The sequence below is a fragment of the Chitinibacter sp. S2-10 genome (assembly GCF_046530675.1).
Classification (GTDB): Bacteria; Pseudomonadota; Gammaproteobacteria; order Burkholderiales; family Chitinibacteraceae; genus Chitinibacter.
This window is the reverse complement of the sequence record NZ_CP172558.1, coordinates 3,133,737-3,150,112: the sequence shown is the minus strand read 5'-3', so window position 1 is coordinate 3,150,112 and position 16,376 is coordinate 3,133,737. Positions and strand designations below refer to the sequence as shown.

13 protein-coding genes and 9 tRNA genes are annotated in these 16,376 nt (G+C 52.4%); 4 read left to right on the top strand and 18 right to left on the bottom strand.

Annotation, left to right across the window (positions count from 1 at the left end; translation table 11 throughout):
• The first annotated feature begins 109 nt into the window (after positions 1-109).
• Together astE and ACG2XO_RS14770 are read left to right on the top strand one after the other, a co-directional pair.
• Entirely contained in the window at positions 110-1,120 is a 1,011-nt protein-coding gene (gene astE / locus ACG2XO_RS14775) for a succinylglutamate desuccinylase (protein WP_410498751.1), read from the top strand.
• Positions 1,121-1,418: 298 nt separating this feature from the next.
• Positions 1,419-2,000: a hypothetical protein gene (locus tag ACG2XO_RS14770; protein ID WP_410498750.1), complete on the top strand. Its 582-nt coding sequence runs from the start codon at positions 1,419-1,421 to the stop codon at positions 1,998-2,000.
• 12 nt (positions 2,001-2,012) lie between these two features.
• Here the strand turns inward: ACG2XO_RS14770 and ACG2XO_RS14765 are convergent, their stop codons facing one another.
• The 14 genes from ACG2XO_RS14765 to ACG2XO_RS14700 form a co-directional block, all read right to left on the bottom strand.
• Positions 2,013-2,432 (bottom strand): VOC family protein, encoded by a 420-nt coding sequence (locus ACG2XO_RS14765; protein WP_410498749.1) that lies wholly within the window; start codon positions 2,430-2,432, stop codon positions 2,013-2,015.
• Positions 2,433-3,164: 732 nt separating this feature from the next.
• Entirely contained in the window at positions 3,165-4,100 is a 936-nt protein-coding gene (locus ACG2XO_RS14760; protein ID WP_410498748.1) for a hypothetical protein, read from the bottom strand.
• Between the two features lie 148 nt (positions 4,101-4,248).
• On the bottom strand, positions 4,249-8,166 hold the full coding sequence (gene hrpA, locus ACG2XO_RS14755; RefSeq protein ID WP_410498747.1) for an ATP-dependent RNA helicase HrpA: 3,918 nt from the start codon (positions 8,164-8,166) through the stop codon (positions 4,249-4,251).
• A 78-nt stretch (positions 8,167-8,244) separates the two neighbouring features.
• Positions 8,245-9,330 (bottom strand): PAS domain-containing protein, encoded by a 1,086-nt coding sequence (locus ACG2XO_RS14750; RefSeq protein WP_410498746.1) that lies wholly within the window; start codon positions 9,328-9,330, stop codon positions 8,245-8,247.
• Between the two features lie 273 nt (positions 9,331-9,603).
• A tRNA-Val gene (locus ACG2XO_RS14745) sits at positions 9,604-9,679 on the bottom strand.
• 31 nt (positions 9,680-9,710) lie between these two features.
• Positions 9,711-9,787: transfer RNA gene (locus ACG2XO_RS14740), tRNA-Asp, on the bottom strand.
• Positions 9,788-9,831: 44 nt separating this feature from the next.
• Positions 9,832-9,907 (bottom strand) — tRNA-Val (locus tag ACG2XO_RS14735).
• A 15-nt stretch (positions 9,908-9,922) separates the two neighbouring features.
• Positions 9,923-9,999: transfer RNA gene (locus ACG2XO_RS14730), tRNA-Asp, on the bottom strand.
• Positions 10,000-10,119: 120 nt separating this feature from the next.
• Positions 10,120-10,195 (bottom strand) — tRNA-Val (locus tag ACG2XO_RS14725).
• Positions 10,196-10,210: 15 nt separating this feature from the next.
• Positions 10,211-10,287: transfer RNA gene (locus tag ACG2XO_RS14720), tRNA-Asp, on the bottom strand.
• 120 nt (positions 10,288-10,407) lie between these two features.
• A tRNA-Val gene (locus tag ACG2XO_RS14715) sits at positions 10,408-10,483 on the bottom strand.
• Between the two features lie 15 nt (positions 10,484-10,498).
• Positions 10,499-10,575: transfer RNA gene (locus ACG2XO_RS14710), tRNA-Asp, on the bottom strand.
• Between the two features lie 29 nt (positions 10,576-10,604).
• Positions 10,605-10,680 (bottom strand) — tRNA-Val (locus ACG2XO_RS14705).
• A 133-nt stretch (positions 10,681-10,813) separates the two neighbouring features.
• Positions 10,814-11,035, bottom strand: coding sequence for a hypothetical protein (locus ACG2XO_RS14700; RefSeq protein WP_410498745.1), 222 nt, complete (start codon positions 11,033-11,035; stop codon positions 10,814-10,816).
• A gap of 141 nt (positions 11,036-11,176) precedes the next feature.
• Here ACG2XO_RS14700 and ACG2XO_RS14695 point away from each other — a divergent pair, with 141 nt between their 5' ends.
• Positions 11,177-11,494 carry a PilZ domain-containing protein gene (locus ACG2XO_RS14695; protein ID WP_410498744.1) on the top strand — a complete coding sequence of 106 codons (318 nt, stop codon included), beginning with the start codon at positions 11,177-11,179 and terminating at the stop codon, positions 11,492-11,494.
• 221 nt (positions 11,495-11,715) lie between these two features.
• On the top strand, positions 11,716-12,453 hold the full coding sequence (locus ACG2XO_RS14690) for a hypothetical protein (RefSeq protein ID WP_410498743.1): 738 nt from the start codon (positions 11,716-11,718) through the stop codon (positions 12,451-12,453).
• Between the two features lie 71 nt (positions 12,454-12,524).
• On the opposite strand, the gene ACG2XO_RS14685 is transcribed toward ACG2XO_RS14690, so the two are convergent.
• The 4 genes from ACG2XO_RS14685 to serS all read right to left on the bottom strand — a co-directional run bounded on the left by ACG2XO_RS14685 (position 12,525) and on the right by serS (position 16,266).
• Positions 12,525-13,457 carry an exopolyphosphatase gene (locus ACG2XO_RS14685; RefSeq protein ID WP_410498742.1) on the bottom strand — a complete coding sequence of 311 codons (933 nt, stop codon included), beginning with the start codon at positions 13,455-13,457 and terminating at the stop codon, positions 12,525-12,527.
• A gap of 42 nt (positions 13,458-13,499) precedes the next feature.
• Positions 13,500-14,447, bottom strand: a complete 948-nt coding sequence (locus ACG2XO_RS14680) for an SPFH domain-containing protein (RefSeq protein ID WP_410498741.1) — start codon at positions 14,445-14,447, stop codon at positions 13,500-13,502.
• A gap of 11 nt (positions 14,448-14,458) precedes the next feature.
• Positions 14,459-14,884 (bottom strand): NfeD family protein, encoded by a 426-nt coding sequence (locus tag ACG2XO_RS14675; protein ID WP_410498740.1) that lies wholly within the window; start codon positions 14,882-14,884, stop codon positions 14,459-14,461.
• Between the two features lie 104 nt (positions 14,885-14,988).
• A complete protein-coding gene (gene serS, locus ACG2XO_RS14670; protein WP_410498739.1) occupies positions 14,989-16,266 on the bottom strand; it encodes a serine--tRNA ligase in 1,278 nt (425 codons plus the stop codon).
• Positions 16,267-16,376 lie beyond the last annotated feature (110 nt).

Sequence of the window (16,376 nt, the reverse complement as noted above, 5' to 3'; positions counted from 1 at the left end):
CTCGTGCTGGCGTTTCACGTCAGCCCGCGTATGGTTTTCAGCCCCCCCAGCTAACTGCTAAACTGGCGTCCAGAAAATCAAGAGCCCCAAAACCAACCGAGGTTACGCCATGTCGTCATCCACTTTCCTGCAAAAAACCCTGGCCGGCGACACCTGTCTGGCCTTGCCTTACTGCCTGCCGCATGGCACGCATGTGCAGGTACTGGATGAAGGCGTGATCTGTTTTGAGCCACGCGATGCGGCGTGCAGCGTGCTTGATCTGGTGATCTCCTGCGGCATTCATGGCAATGAAACTGCGCCGGTCGAGCTGGTCGAGCAATTGATCGAGCGGATTTTGGCGCAACAACTGCGCGTCAAGGCACGCGTATTGTTCATCTTCGGTAACGTTGCCGCGCTGCGCGCCGGAACACGCTTTGTCGAAGAAGACATGAACCGGCTGTTCAATCGCAGCCCCGAAGTCGAAGACGGTATCGAAAAACGCCGTGCCATCATGCTGGAAATGCACGTAGGCCGTTTCTTTGACGATGCGGACAAGAGACCGCGCTTTCACTACGATCTGCACACGGCGATTCATGGCTCGCTGATCGAAAAATTTGCCATTTATCCGTTGCCCAAAGCAGGGAATCATTTTAGCCCAACCGAAATTGCCCGCCTGAGCATCGCTGGCGTCGATACAGTGTTGCTGCAATCGACGAAGTCGAGCACGTTTTCTTACTCGTCGCACGTCAATTGCGATGCACACGCTTTTACCATCGAGCTCGGCAGCGCCCGACCATTTGGGCAGAATCAGGGCATTGATCTCTCCAAAATGGACGCTTATTTAAGCGCGCTGATTCAGGGTGACTTGCCACAACCCGAGCTGGTGCCGCCGCAAGTCAAGATTTTCCGCGTTTCGCGCGAAATCCCGAAAACCAGCCACGATTTCAAATTTGCCATTGACGGCAAAACCGACAATTTCACGCCGCTGGCCAAGGGAATGACGCTGGCCGAAGACGCAGGTGTTCCTTTCGTCATTACCGAGGACGACGCGCGGATTATTTTCCCCAATCCCGACGTCCCGCCGGGCCAGCGTGCCGGTCTGGTGATAGTCCCGGCACGCGATTTTCTCGCCGGTGAATAAAAGAAAAAGGCTTCGGTAACGAAGCCTTTTTTATTGCTGATATGTCTTTTGTTCAACAGAGCATTGCAGGGGCTTTGTTAAACGAGCGAATAACTGGATTAGTCGGCTACAGCCAACCCTATAAAATCACTGGCTTTCTGCAGCAAAGGCATAAGCAGTTTTTTGACCAGCCTGTTTCGCTCATCGCCGCAAAGATCCTGCAAAAAACATCTCGTCTGCAAATGCCTCACCGGCGTAGCTTGCCAGCAGCTACGATGTCTACATACAACCGCCATTCAGCCCGAAAGTGGAGTGTGCTATGAGTGAAAAAATCCGGCAATTACTCGATCAGATCAACGCGCTGGAAGACGAGTTGCGCACTGCGGTGCATGAACAGCAATCGACAATTTTCTTCCAGATCAACGGCAAGAAAATCGAATTTGAGCAGTCGATCAAACAGACGCATCGCCGTTTGAAAAAGAATTTTTTTCGCTGGCTCGTCACTAACCGGCCGCAAAATCTGATTACCGGGCCAATCATCTACAGCATGATCGTTCCGCTGCTGATACTCGATCTGTTTGTCAGCCTGTATCAGGCCAGCTGCTTCCCGATTTATCGCATTGCCAAAGTGCGGCGCGGCGACTACATCGTGCTCGACCGTCAGCATCTGGGCTACCTGAATTTCATCGAAAAATTCCACTGTACGTATTGTGCTTACGCCAGTGGGCTGATCGGCTACATCAGCGAAATCATCGCCAGAACCGAGCAATATTTCTGTCCGATCAAACACGCCCGAAAAATCCTCGGCACCCATGCCCGTTATGCGCAATTTCTGGAGTTTGGCGAAGCCGACGATTATGAAGCCAAGCTCAATGAATTTCGGCAGCGACTGGAAAAATAATCGCTCCAGCGCTTAGACCACCAAATGGTCTTCATCATCGAAAACCCAGCCGTCTTCAAAACACACCTCGAACAAATGCCCGTCCGGATCGCGAAAATAGCCGGCAATCCCCCAGGCTGAAGCTGTTGCCGGTTTGACAATGGTCGCGCCCAGGCTCTGCGCTTTGGCCAGCACGCGCGCCACATCGTCGCTAGAGCGGGCGATATACGCCAGCGCAAAACCGGCAAAACCGCTGCCATCAACTTCGCCTGCATTGGCATCTGCGGCAAAGGCCGCACGTGACTGAATCGCCAGCACGACGCCGCCCAGATCGAATTTTACAAAACCTTCATGGCTCGTCGCCGCTTTTTGCCAGCCGAGTGCTTCATAAAAAGCGGTCGATTTGGCCACATCGGCAACGCCGAGCAGGATCAGATTGAGGCGAGGGCGCATAGGGGGGGTTGCTTGTTGGGTTGAATTGGAACGATTGTTCTGTTTGCTTGCCTTGAAGTCAAGTTCAAACTAAGCCTGCTGTGCAAGCGATGCCGCATGGTGATTCAGATTTTATGCGGCTACGCCGCGAATATTTTGATGCGCGTTCCGCCGCGCGGGCAGGTAGGGGGCTTTGCTTCTCCAAAGCCCCCTACACCCCAAAGGAGCCCCCCGCCTGCGGCCCTCCGGGCTTCCCTCAGTCGGTCGCGAGCCAAACGATAAAGCCATTTGTCTCGCTCCACTCCTTCGGCGATGGGCGACAGGGGATTTAAGCCCCAGACCAACGAGCATAAACAAAATGGGCATGGGGTATATCAATCAAAGCAGCAATCAAATTGCCCTTCAGAGCAACACATAGCCATGTATATACCGCAATCGTTGGTCTGCATGGATTCCCCTACGTCTGCGCCGAGCGAGGAACGGGCGGGGCGGGGTTTCGGCGGGGCCTGTTTTGTTAAGCCCCGCCGCCGCCTCGAACCGTCCGCAGCGAGGGTATCCCGCGTAGCGGGACGCAGATGCCGGGGCGGCTTTCTTTGGCTTACCTTTCTTGGCCGTTCAAGAAAGGTAAGTGCCGCGGCGCATAGCCGCCAATCCGTGGTGGATGAATTGCTGCAAGCAAATAAAAACCGCCGTGAATGGCGGTTTCGGTGTTCGCGGTAAATGTTGGGCTGCGCAGGCTTAACTTAACAAGTTCTATGTGGCTTTTTTGAGGTGCAGTATTTCGCCGAGAAACAGGTATGCATTTAAAAATAATGATTTGGCCTCTTCTGCGGTTACATCGCCATGGACGCCTGTAGACACGCGATCAAATAGGTTGGATAAATTTTGCCGAATTTTTTGTTTTCGCGACTGGCTTTGCACATGCTGGTGAACGTACGCATTAATTCGATTTTGGTGTTTACTTGCATCAAGCTTTAGAGTATTCCCACCAATTTCAAGAGTTTGATCTGTTGGTGGAAATATTGAATCAGCGAATGCTTCAATTATTCTTCTGCAAGTGACCAATGCCTGACTGATAGATTCTTCGTCACCATCTGAAAGCCGAGCCATCACTGATGGAATTTTCTCAAGTACTTCACCGCAATTATCGGAAATTAGGGTATCGACGGTGCTTTTGTACCTTTCAAAAATTGATTCAGAAAGGTTATCAAATTCTTTTTCATAATAAACCTCACTAACGAATGAGTGTAGTTGAGCAAGAACTCGGCTCTTTATCGCGCTTATCTTTGATATGTTTGTCGTTGTCTGATTCATTGCATTTGTAACATTGGCGATGGCTACAGATGCCCATTCTCCACTAGAATCCGGAGTTCTCAATGAAGCTAATTTTGCTTTTTCTGCTGCTATTGATGCTTCTTGTTGAGCAAGAGGCCCCCAGTAGCCGATATCTTTGTCTTTGTCGATCCAACGCCCAGTTATAGACATGTATTTTCTTGATGTCTCATTAGTACTGTTATACCCACCCATCTCAAGTTTTAACCAATATCGAACTTCTTCTGAACCGACCCAACGAGCGAGCCGTGAAGCTTTAAGAACAAGGCTTTCCGCGCTGGTTCTGCTTAGTTCAATATCGTCTAGAAGCTCACGCGCTAGCTCTAAAATATGCTCTGATCTACTTTGGTTGGACATTTAGATACCTTGATGTAATGAAATTAACTTGCAAAATATAGTCTTGTAGGATGGCGATACCCGCGCTGAGCTGTCATTTGGATCAATCACCAAGTTGGTGAGTTACCCCTTTAGCTAACCCCCCATACACATCAAAACAAATCAACCATCACCGCTTCGTAATCTCCGCCCAAACCTTATCCAGCCGCTTCACCGACACCGGATACGGTGTCCTCAATTCCTGCGCAAACAGCCCGACGCGTAATTCCTCAATCATCCAGCGGAACGGCAGCAGAGTGGAGGTATCCCGCCCTTCGCGTTGCCACTTCTCGATTTCTGCCGTATACCTCTGCATCAATTCAGCCACCTCAGCGCCGCGCTGACCGTCGCGCGATGGATTTTGCACGCGTTTCTCGAGGCGGATTTTCATGGCTTTGATGTAAAACGGCAGTCGTGGCAATTGCTCCCACGGGGTTGCGGCGAGGAAGCCTTTGTAAATCAGCGTGCCAAGCTGGGTTTTGAGCTCGTTCTGGATATTGCCGCCTTTGGAAAGTAGCGTGCCGAGCGCAATAAAGTCGGGGGCGATGTCGTTCAGCGTACGTAGAACGGCGTCGCGTACCGACGGTAGCCGCACTTTGGCGCGGCTTTTCTGCTCGTCAAAATCTTTTTTGCTGCGTGGTGCTTCGTCGTCGCCCAGAAAAGCGCGGTTGCAAATGCACGCGATCACGTCGCTCATCAATTCGTCGCTATTGCCGAGGCTGCGATAGTGGATCGCGAGCTGGTTGAAGTTCGGCAAGGCTTTGGGCAGTTGTTTCAGGTGTCCTTTGAGTTCGAACTGCAGCAGGCGTACGACACCGGCGCGGTGGGCTTCGTTGGCGGCATGTTCGGTGTCAAACAGCCGAATCGCGACGCACTCTTTGCCCGCCTCATCTTCATCGGGAACGAGTCCGGGGTAGCCCGTCATTGCTTTGCCGTGACGTTTGAAATTGATTTTGGCCGGCAGATCGCCGAAGTCCCATTTGCTAATGCCCGATTTTTCGATGCCGGTACTGTCGTCGGCCGAGTCGCGGAAGGTCAGCTGCGCCGCTTCACCGAGCTGCGCACGAATCGCGATCAGATCGCGGCCTTGCGCCAGCTCTTGCCCGGCGTCGTCGATGATGCGGAAGTTCATTCGCAAGTGGGTGGGTAAATCATCGCCGTTGAAATCATCGGCACTGACCGGCTGGCCGCAGCCGCGCGTTGTCGCTTGCGCCAACTGCGGCAATAGCGGCGCTTCTCGATCAGTACTGTTTTTGTTGTCGAGCTCGACCATCATTTTGGTTGCAAAGTCCGGCACCGGTACGCACAGGCGACGGATAGGCTTGGGCAGCGATTTGATCAACAGCGTGATTTTCTCGCGGATCAGGCCGGGAACGAGCCAGTCGAAAGTCGCATGATTGACGCGGTTCAATAGATGCAGGGGGAGGGTAATCGTTACACCGTCAAGCAGATGGCCGGGTTCGAAGCGATACCCCAGTGGGAGCTTGGCGTCATTCAGGCGGAAAAATTCCGGGTATTGCTCCTCGGTGACGCCCGCGGCGCTGTGCTGCATCAGGTCTTCGCGGCTCAGATACAGCAGTTGCGGATCGAGTTTTTCAGCCTGTTTGCGCCACGCTTCAAAACCGGCACCGTTGACAATATCAGCCGGAATTTTGGCGTCGAAAAAGGCAAACAGCGCGTGTTCATCGACCAGCACGTCCTGACGGCGCGTTTTGTGTTCGAGTTCTTCAACGTCGAGCAGCAAGGCCAGATTGTGGTCGAAAAATTTGGCCTTGGTTTGGTAATTGAATTGCACCAGCGCTTCGCGGATGAAAATCTCGCGCGATTCGGCGGCGTTGATACCCCCGTAATGTACCTTTCTGCGCGCCACAATCGGCAAGCCATACAGCGTGATACGTTCCGATGCGTTGACCTGCGCCTGATCTTTGCTCCAGTGCGGATCGAAATATTGCCGTTTGATCAGATGCGGCGCGAGTTTTTCGACCCATTCCGGCTCAATCGCCGCGACGCAGCGCGCGTAGAGCTTGCTGGTTTCAACGAGTTCGGCGGCAACGATCCACTTGGGGCGCGCTTTTTTCAGATTCGAGCCGGGGAAAACATTAAATTTGATGCCACGCGCGCCGAGGTATTCGTCGTTTTCCGGCTGCTTGAAGCCCAGATTGCCGAGCAAGCCGGTGATCAAAGCTTTGTGAATCTGCTCGAAAGTGCCAGGTTTTTCATTCAGCCTGAGTTCGCTCGCCATTTCGGCAAGCTGTTTGTGCAGCTCGCGCCATTCGCGCAAGCGCAGGTAGGACAGGAAGTTGCGGTGGCAATCCTGTACCAGTTGGCGATTCGACGTTTTGTCGGCCAGCAGTTTCTCGAAGAAATCCCACAAACGCAGGTAAGACAGAAAGTCCGATTTTTCTTCAACGAACTTGGCGTGCGCCTGATCGGCTGCGGCGCGCGCTTCAAAAGGGCGCTCGCGCGGGTCTTGTAGCGACAAGCCCGAAGCGATAATCAGCATTTCACGCAGACAGCCTTCATCCTGCCCGGCAATCAGCATGCGGCCGACTCGCGGATCGACCGGCAGACGCGCGAGTTGCTGGCCGATCTGGGTCAGCCTGTCATCATCATCAACCGCGCCCAGCTCGCGCAATTGCTGGTAGCCGTCGGCGATCAGCTTGCCCGACGGTGCTTCCAGAAACGGAAACTCATCGACGCGACCGAGCTTGAGTGCGGCCATGCGCAGAATGACGCCAGCCAGGCTGGAGCGGACGATCTCGGGGTCGGTGAAGGCCGGGCGCAAGTTGAAGTCGTCTTCCGAATACAGGCGAACACAAATGCCGCTGGCGACGCGGCCACAACGACCTGAACGCTGGCGTGCCGAGGCTTGCGAGATTTTCTCGATTAGGAGTTGCTCGACCTTGGCGCGCGGGCTGTAGCGGTTAATCCGTGCCTGGCCGCTGTCGATGACATAACGGATGCCGGGTACCGTCAGCGAAGTCTCGGCGACATTGGTTGCCAGCACGATACGTCGCCCGGTATTGCTGGGGCGGAAAATTCTTTGCTGGTCTTCATTCGATAATCGGGCAAATAGCGGTAGCACTTCGGCGTCGCGCAGCTTGGCTTTGCGTAATTCTTCCATCGTTTCACGGATTTCGCGCTCGCCGGGCAAAAACACCAGCACATCGCCGCTGCCATCGCGCCGCCAGAGCTCGTCGATGGCGCTGGCGATGGCTTCTTCCATCTCGATTTCCTGATCGTCCGCATCAAGGCTGGCGAGCGGCTTGTAGCGCACTTCAACCGGGTAGGTGCGACCTGAGACTTCGAGTACTGGTGCGCCGTCGAAGTGTTTGCTGAAACGATCTGCGTCGATGGTGGCAGAGGTGACGATGACTTTGAGGTCGGGGCGCTTAGGCAGGATTTGCTTCAGATAACCGAGCAAGAAATCAATATTCAGGCTGCGCTCGTGCGCCTCGTCGATGATGATGGTGTCGTAGTTGTTCAGAAAACGATCACTCAACGACTCGGCGAGCAAAATACCGTCGGTCATCAGCTTGATGTAGCTGGCGGGCGAGCTTTTATCGGTAAAGCGCACTTTATAGCCAACGTAATGGCCGATTTCGGATTTCAATTCCTGCGCAATGCGGCTGGCGACCGAGCGGGCGGCGAGCCGACGTGGCTGCGTGTGGCCGATCAGACCATGAACGCCACGACCGAGTTCGAGGCAGATTTTCGGTAGCTGAGTCGTTTTACCCGAGCCGGTTTCACCGCAGACAATAACGACCTGATTTTTTAAGATGGCATCTTTCAGATCATCGCGCCGCTGATTAACCGGCAGAAAATCGTCGTAGTCGGGCGTCGGCAGTTTTTCTCGCCGCAATGCGGTTTTTGCGATTGATTTTTCGATGCCAGCAGCGAATTGCGCCTGTAATTGCTCAATCGGCTGATTGCGTTTCAGGCGTTCGCCGATCTGGCTCAACAGACGCGAGAGCGGGTGACGGTCACTGCTCTGGCAGTCGGAAAGCTGGGCGTGATAGCTATGAAGGTCGCGAAGAGAAATAGTCATTGCCGCTGTGCTGATGAAATCAAGCTGGCGATTTTATCATGCGGCGACACTGCTTAATCGCTGTTTTGCATAGGGTGCTTAATGCAACGAGATCAATTGGCTGCTTGTTTCTACCGGGCAGATGCGGCAATCGATTTCTGTGCCATTGCTGGATTTAAGTGACAGCGTTTCGCAATGTTCGAGCAGGTGGGGGGCGGTGTAAAAGTGATTGAGTGCTTCGCCTATCAGTTGCTGCGGCTCAAACCCGAGGCGCTGACAGGCGGCATGGTTGGCAAAAACGATTTGTCCGTCCTGCACCAGCATGAACGCATGCGGCAAGGCGTTGGCCATGGCACGAACCAGTAGTCCGCCGCCATTTTGCGCGGCTTCGTTCTCTTTTTGCTGCGTAATATCGAGGGCAATGCCAAGGATATAGCATTCACCTTCGCGTTCGATGGCCAGCTTGGTCATGTCCAGCCAGTGGGTTCGACCATTGGGCAGGGTAAAGCTTTCTTCGAGACGAATAGTTTGTCCTGTCGCCAGTACTTCATTATCACCGGCTGAAAGTATGGGGGTATCTTCATCCAGACCCATGTGGGACTGAACTAGCAGGTCATGCCCCAGGAGGGTTTGTGCAGGTTGGTTGACCAGCAGAAAGCGGCCATGTTTGTCGCGAATGAAAATCAGATTCGGACTTGAGTCGATGATTTGTTGGGTGAACAGCTGCTGCTTGAACAGGGCTTCTTCGGTGTGCTTGATGTGCGAAATATCGCGAATAATGACGACGCAGTGCCGTGCACTGAGTGGTGCAAGCCTTGCTTCAAAAGTGTGTTGCGAATTTTCGTCACCCAGTGTGTATTCGAAGCGGGCGGCTTGCTGCGTGTTTTGCAGCTCGATCAGAGTTTCAAGAAACTGGCGTGAGACACGGGCGGGAAACAGGCTGGCCAGTTTGGCAAACTGGGCAACTTGCGGGTGGTGGGCTATTTGCGTTTGATTGTGTGAGGCCACATTCCGGTTGGCGTAGTCGATGGTCCAAATCAGGTCGGGAATGCCTGCTAGTACGTCGTCTGCCTGAGCGGGCGATGCAATCGTGCCCGAGTTTTCCGCTTGGGGTTTGGCCTGTTTTGACGATAGAAAAATCCAGCCTAGTGCAGCAAGATTGCTCAGTGCAATCAGCGCTAGCATGGGGCTGTTTCCGATCATGAGGGCAATCGATAGCAATGCGCTTAAAATCAGGGCGATGGCCAATCCCCAGTGACAGCGATAATCGCGCCATAGGAGGGCGTTGGGTGTGGACTGGTTTTGATCTGCCGAATTACTCACCATATTGCCTGTAATGCTTTGTATTTGCTGCTGAGTTTAATCTGAAAGGTAGTGGGTGGCGATCAAAGACGAGGGGAGGTAGATAAGCTGCAACAGTTAATCCTGATTGATTACAAAGTGCGGGGGTAAAACGAGTGGTGGGTCGTGACGGGGTCGAACCGCCGACATTCTGCTTGTAAGGCAGACGCTCTACCAACTGAGCTAACGACCCGATTTTGAATGTAGATGCTGATGCAGGGATTTGGCGGAGTGGACGGGACTCGAACCCGCGACCCCCGGCGTGACAGGCCGGTATTCTAACCAACTGAACTACCACTCCGCAGTGGTATAACTATTTTCTACTAACTTCACCATCAGGAGAAGTGGTGGGTCGTGACGGGGTCGAACCGCCGACATTCTGCTTGTAAGGCAGACGCTCTACCAACTGAGCTAACGACCCGGCTTGTAAAACTGGTGGCGGAGTGGACGGGACTCGAACCCGCGACCCCCGGCGTGACAGGCCGGTATTCTAACCAACTGAACTACCACTCCGCAGTGGTACAAATCTAACTCTATTACCGCGAAATGTTTCAAGTTGCTAATCTACGCCGCCTGAACTACCACTCCGCAGTGGTATAACTATTTTTCTACTAACTTCACCATCAGGAGAAGTGGTGGGTCGTGACGGGGTCGAACCGCCGACATTCTGCTTGTAAGGCAGACGCTCTACCAACTGAGCTAACGACCCGGCTTGTAAAACTGGTGGCGGAGTGGACGGGACTCGAACCCGCGACCCCCGGCGTGACAGGCCGGTATTCTAACCAACTGAACTACCACTCCGCAGTGGTACAAATCTAACTCTATTACCGCGAAATGTTTCAAGTTGCTAATCTACGCCGCCTGAACTACCACTCCGCAGTGGTATAACTACTTTTCTATTAACTTCACCATCAGGAGAAGTGGTGGGTCGTGACGGGGTCGAACCGCCGACATTCTGCTTGTAAGGCAGACGCTCTACCAACTGAGCTAACGACCCGGCTTGTAAAACTGGTGGCGGAGTGGACGGGACTCGAACCCGCGACCCCCGGCGTGACAGGCCGGTATTCTAACCAACTGAACTACCACTCCGCAGTGGTATAAATTTCTCTAAAGTGAGGTGGTGGGTCGTGACGGGGTCGAACCGCCGACATTCTGCTTGTAAGGCAGACGCTCTACCAACTGAGCTAACGACCCCTCGCTTGAGAGAGGCCGGATTAAAACACGCGGCATCTAGATTCGTCAACTGGTTTTGCTGAGGCAGGGTATGAAAAAAGCGCCATAGCAGGCGCTTTTTTAGCTAAGTTTTTGAAAATTAAAATGATAAATTTCAGGCGTAATCATTGATTTTGCTGGTGGCTTGTTCGATTTTTTGAGCTGTTTGTTGTCTGGCTTCCGCAGGTTGCATGCCTTGCTGAATAATGAATTCTTTTTTTTGCTTGAGTTGCTCGGCCATTTGAGCCATGGCTCTGGCTGCCTCATTGGCATCAGCAAATTTGAGGTGAGGTGATGGATCGGATTTATAAGTCATTGCATCAATGATGGGGGGCATTGCCTTTCCTTTGTTGCAAGTGCTTGTTCTTGCTTAAATATACCCCTGAAACCTATAACTAACCAGATGCATTGATAGTCGGTACTTTGCCCGTGCCGATTTACCCGTTAAAATTTTCGTTCATGTCGCATGAGTTTGCCTATGAGCCAGGGTCTAAGAGCGCGTGATCAGCGTGGCGCTTTGCGCGTATTGGTAAAGTGTAAAGTCAAAATCCGACCTTTGGATTTGGGGATGCCATTTTATGGTGATTGCATTGATCTGAGTGTGACCGGAATGACGGTACAAACCAATTATGTACCGCGGCCGGATGAAGAGTTTGATATTTATGTCATGCCTGCCCGAACCCAAGGTCTGGCTGCAGAGCCGTTTTCAGCGCGAGTGCAGGTAAGACGTTGCCATCAGCTTGAAATGCAAACTTTGTACGAGTTGGGTCTAGAGATTATTCAGGTTCATAGCTAATCCAGTTAAACTATCGGCTTTGCGCTCATCGCGCAGCACAAATTCGTTTAAGTGGATTCATGAAGTTTATTGCTCTCAAAATTGATGTAGATACCAGCCTAGCTATTGAAAATGGCCTGCCCAAATTGCTCGAACTCTTGCGTTCTCGCGAACTGGGTGCAACTTTTTTCTGGTCTTTGGGTGAAGAAAGAAATGGCCGATTTCTGCGTCCAGCTGCCGGTTTGCATAAAATGCCCGGTCAGAGCCTGATCCCCTTAAAGCAGCGTTACGGCTTGCCAGGCTTAATGTTAGGTAGTTTCACGCCAGCAAAGAAATTACTGAAGCTGGCCAGCAAGGCAATTTCTGGGTTAAATGACGAAATCTTTGAGCATGCAACCCGTCCGGCTGCCCGCTATCTCTGGCAGGGTGAGATTACCCGATTGGATTCGCAACAAACTAAGGATCTGTATGCTCGGGCAATCAGCCTGTTTGAAGCTGCGACCGGATGCAAACCTGTTGCCCATGCGGCTCATGGCTGGCAAATTAATCGCGCTGCTTTGCGTTTTCACCAGCTCCATGATCTGAGTTTTGCCAGCGATTGCCGAGGGCACTCGCCATTCTGGCCGGTTGCTGAAGGTGAATATACGCGTTGTGTCCAGATTCCCGTGACATTGCCGATGCTGGAGGAGTTGCTTCCAGAGCTTGGTGTAGAGAGATCTATCGAAGTGTTGCTGAATAAAACGGCAGAACAAGAAAATGCGATCCATGTGTTTAATTTGGCGGCCGACTTCGATACCCAGTACCTTGAGCAGTTGGGGCAATTGTTTGCGGCTTGGCAGGAACAGGGTTATCAGCTGGTTTCATTGGGGCAGCTCAAGCAATCGCTTGATTTAAAGTCATTGCCTTATCATCATGTAGAGCTGCAGCCACTAGCAGGACGGGTGGGGAAAGTCGCTGTGCAGGGAGCTGTTTACCCCTGATTGAAGAATATCAATTGCAAATAAAAAAAGCCGACCTGCGTCGGCTTTTTTTATTATTTCATGTCTGTAGGTCAACCATCAGCGGTGATTTTGAGCATCAATTCGCGCAAGGTGGTATCGACAGCATTGTTGTCGACTTGGCAAGTTCCTGCATTTTCATGGCCGCCACCACCATATTCGAGCATTAATGCGCCGATATTGGTTTGTGATGATCTGTTGATAATGGATTTGCCTGTTGCAAATACCGTATTGCGTTGCTGCACTCCCCACATGACGTGAATGGAAATGTTGCATTGCGGATACATGGCGTAAATCATGAAGCGGTTGGTTGCATAGATGGTGTCTTCATCGCGCAGGTCAAGGACGACCAGATTGTCGTAAATGCGGCTGCAGCGCTTGATTTGTTCTTTGGCGAGCACCTCATGCTCTTTGTATAGCTCGATACGCTCGACTACATCCGGTAGGCGCAAAATTTCTTCAATCGTATGATCCTTGCAGTATTTGATTAGATCCATCATCAGCTGATAGTTCGAAATCGTAAAACTGCGGAAACGTCCCAGCCCGGTTCGGGCATCCATCAGGTAATTGAGTAATACCCAGCCTGTTGGATTCAGGATTTCTTCGCGGGTAAATTCAGCAGAGTCGGCTTTGTCTACTGCATGCATCATTTCGTCGGAAATCGTGGGGAAACGCTCTTTGCCACCATAATAGTCATACACGACACGGGCGGCAGATGGGGCACCGGGATCGATAATGTGATTACTTTTGTCCCCGGTATTACGGATGGTTTCGGATAAGTGATGGTCAAATGCGAGGTAGGCTCCAGGAACGTAAGGAAGATTCGTTGTGATATCCCGGCCGGTAATCTCGATCTTGCCATCCTGCATGTCTTTAGGGTGGACAAACAGAATGTCGTCGATCATTTCCAGTTCATTGAGCAGTACGGCGCATACCAAACCATCAAAATCGCTGCGAGTCACAAGACGATATTTTTTTTCTGACATAAAGGCTCTCCCGAAAGAACTGCTCTTAGCTTAGGCGTTTTTTTATTTTTTTGCTGACTGAACCACATTCAATGCGGTGGCAACCATGCTGGCTACATCGGCGGCATTGCCAGGTAGTAGCATCGTGTTGCCTTGTTTGGCGATATTGCCAAATGCACCAACATATTGTTCAGCAACTTTGAGATTAATGGCTTGTAGCCCACCTGGTTGTTCAATTGCTGCTGCAACAACCTGAACGGCCTCTGCGGTCGCGTGGGCTACCAGGCGTAGCGCTTCAGCTTCACCGGTGGCACGGTTGATCTGAGCTTGGCGCTCACCCTCGGATTGGTTAATCGCGGCCTGCATGTCCCCCTGGGACTTCTGAATGGCGGCTTCGCGCTGACCGGTTGCCAAGTTGATCTGCTCTTGCTTAACGCCTTCCGATTGGGCAATGCGGGCGCGTTTTTCGCGCTCGGCAGTGATCTGTTGCTGCATCGAGTGCAAGATCGCTTGGGGTGGGGTTAAGTCTTTGATTTCGTAGCGCAATACTTTTACGCCCCAGCTGGTGGCCGCTTCGTCGAGCGCAGCGACGACTGTGCGGTTGATTTCATCGCGCTCTTCGAATGTTTTATCGAGTTCCAATTTACCGATCACCGAGCGCAAAGTGGTCTGCGCCAGCTGGCTAATGGCCAGTACATAGTCTGATGTGCCATACGAAGCCAGACGGGGATCAAGTACCTGAAAATACAGAATGCCGTCGACTTGCAATTGCGTATTATCGCGCGTGATACACACTTGACTCGGAACATCGAGTGGGATTTCTTTCAGGCTGTGCTTGTAGGCGACGCGGTCGACAAAGGGAATGACAAAGTTTAGGCCGGGCGCTAACACTGCATGAAATCGCCCTAAACGTTCAATAATCAGCGCAGTTTGCTGCGGGACAATTTTGAATGTTTTGGCGATAAAAATAATCACAACGGCGAGAACAATCACTGAAAACTCTAAGCCCATGATGCCTTCCTTTAGATTTTAGGTGGGGTATTGCTGATTTCAAATTGTGTTCCGTGGCTTGCAGAGATATACCACGTCCCTGTATCGCTGGCCTTGCAGTCTGGCGCGAGTACGGCATCCCAGTGACTGCCGCGGTAATGAATGCGTGCTCGGCGCTCATCGAGCCAAGATTCGATTTGCACAATTTTGCCGATGTCGTCACTGGGCATGGCTTTGGTGGACGCACGGCCTTTCTTCCATTTTTTGATCGCAAGACCAGCAATCAGGCTGACGATACTGGCAATCAGCAGTTGAGCTGCACTGCCCAAGGTGAGGGCGCTGGCGGCGGCTGCGGCGAAAAAACCAGCCGCAATCGCCAGTAGGTAGAAGGTGGTGGTAAATAGTTCAAGGGCGATTAAGGTTGCGCCCGCAATCAGCCACAAAGTCGTGTTGGTCATCGGCGTTTTTCCGAATGGGTTAAGCACAGCCTAAACCAGTCTTACTTTTGGCGCAAAAAAAGCGCACCGATTGGTGCGCTTTGCAGGGTGGGCACAACAAAACTTTAAACGCTTAAAGTCTCTTGGCCGCCAAGATAAGGGCGTAGCACCGCAGGCACTGTAATGCTGCCGTCGGCGTTTTGATAGTTCTCCAGCACCGCAACCAAGGTGCGGCCAACTGCCAGACCTGAGCCGTTGAGCGTGTGTACCAGCTCGTTTTTGCCGGCTTCATTCTTAAAGCGCGCCTGCATGCGACGCGCCTGGAACGCACCCATGCTTGAGCAGCTGGAAATTTCGCGGTAAGTGTTTTGCGCTGGCAGCCAGACTTCCAGATCGTAGGTTTTGGTGCTGCCAAAGCCCATGTCGCCAGTGCAGAGCAGCATTTTGCGGTAAGGTAATTCGAGCAATTGCAGGATTTTCTCGGCGTGGCCAACCAGCTCTTCCAGCGCCTCGGCTGATTTTTCCGGATGAACAATCTGCACCAGCTCGACTTTATCAAACTGATGCTGGCGGATCATGCCGCGCACATCACGACCATACGAGCCCGCTTCAGAACGAAAACACGGCGTATGCGCCACATATTTTTGCGGCAATGAATCGGCTTTGACGATTTCATCGCGCACAAAGTTGGTTACCGGCACTTCAGCAGTCGGAATCAGATACAAAGGCTCGGCATCCGCGCGCGGCACTTTGAACAGGTCTTCTTCAAATTTGGGCAGCTGGCCCGTGCCCATCATCGACGCGCTATTGACCAGATATGGTACATACACTTCTTCGTAGCCATGCTCCAGCGTGTGGGTGTTGAGCATAAATTGCGCCAGCGCACGATGCAGGCGGGCAATCGGGCCGCGCAGGGCGGTAAAGCGGCTGCCAGACAGTTTGGTGCCGGTGGTGAAATCCAGACCCAGTGGCTCGCCCAGATCGACGTGATCCTTGATCTCAAAATCAAAGGTTTTCGGCGTGCCCCAGCGCGCCACCTCCAGATTGCCGCTTTCATCGCTGCCGGTAGGTACTTCATCGGCAGGCAGATTGGGAATGGTTTGCAGCAGGGCGTTAAGTTTATCGGCCAGCTCGGCAAAAGCGGTTTCGGCCGCTTTGAGCTCATCACCCAGATTGGCTACTTCAGCCATGATCGCGCTGACGTCTTCGCCTTTGGCTTTGGCCGCGCCGATCTGCTTGGACGTGCTATTGCGCTTGGCTTGCAGGTCTTGCATGCGGGTTTGCAACACCTTGCGCTCGTCTTCCATGGCCTGGAATGCGGCGGTGTCGAGGTCGAATTTGCGGCTGGCCAGACGGCTGGCAACGGCAGCCAGATCGGTACGGAGTAATTGAATATCAAGCATTGAGAATGGGTCTGTAGAAATAAAGTAGGATAGGGCGATTTTACACCAAGGCACTGCTACATTCGTAGTGCCTTGCTGTTATGAAGGAGGATTTATACAAGAGTATGGGT

What these genes read in the sequence shown, in the direction of transcription:
- ACG2XO_RS14685 (WP_410498742.1), bottom strand. Translation starts at nt 13,457, where the DNA reads ATGTCAGAAAAAAAATATCGTCTTGTGACTCGCAGCGATTTTGATGGT.
- ACG2XO_RS14750 (WP_410498746.1), bottom strand. Translation starts at nt 9,330, where the DNA reads ATGCTAGCGCTGATTGCACTGAGCAATCTTGCTGCACTAGGCTGGATT.
- astE (WP_410498751.1), top strand. Translation starts at nt 110, where the DNA reads ATGTCGTCATCCACTTTCCTGCAAAAAACCCTGGCCGGCGACACCTGT.
- ACG2XO_RS14760 (WP_410498748.1), bottom strand. Translation starts at nt 4,100, where the DNA reads ATGTCCAACCAAAGTAGATCAGAGCATATTTTAGAGCTAGCGCGTGAG.
- serS (WP_410498739.1), bottom strand. Translation starts at nt 16,266, where the DNA reads ATGCTTGATATTCAATTACTCCGTACCGATCTGGCTGCCGTTGCCAGC.
- ACG2XO_RS14765 (WP_410498749.1), bottom strand. Translation starts at nt 2,432, where the DNA reads ATGCGCCCTCGCCTCAATCTGATCCTGCTCGGCGTTGCCGATGTGGCC.
- ACG2XO_RS14770 (WP_410498750.1), top strand. Translation starts at nt 1,419, where the DNA reads ATGAGTGAAAAAATCCGGCAATTACTCGATCAGATCAACGCGCTGGAA.
- ACG2XO_RS14675 (WP_410498740.1), bottom strand. Translation starts at nt 14,884, where the DNA reads ATGACCAACACGACTTTGTGGCTGATTGCGGGCGCAACCTTAATCGCC.
- ACG2XO_RS14680 (WP_410498741.1), bottom strand. Translation starts at nt 14,447, where the DNA reads ATGGGCTTAGAGTTTTCAGTGATTGTTCTCGCCGTTGTGATTATTTTT.
- ACG2XO_RS14695 (WP_410498744.1), top strand. Translation starts at nt 11,177, where the DNA reads ATGAGCCAGGGTCTAAGAGCGCGTGATCAGCGTGGCGCTTTGCGCGTA.
- ACG2XO_RS14700 (WP_410498745.1), bottom strand. Translation starts at nt 11,035, where the DNA reads ATGCCCCCCATCATTGATGCAATGACTTATAAATCCGATCCATCACCT.
- hrpA (WP_410498747.1), bottom strand. Translation starts at nt 8,166, where the DNA reads ATGACTATTTCTCTTCGCGACCTTCATAGCTATCACGCCCAGCTTTCC.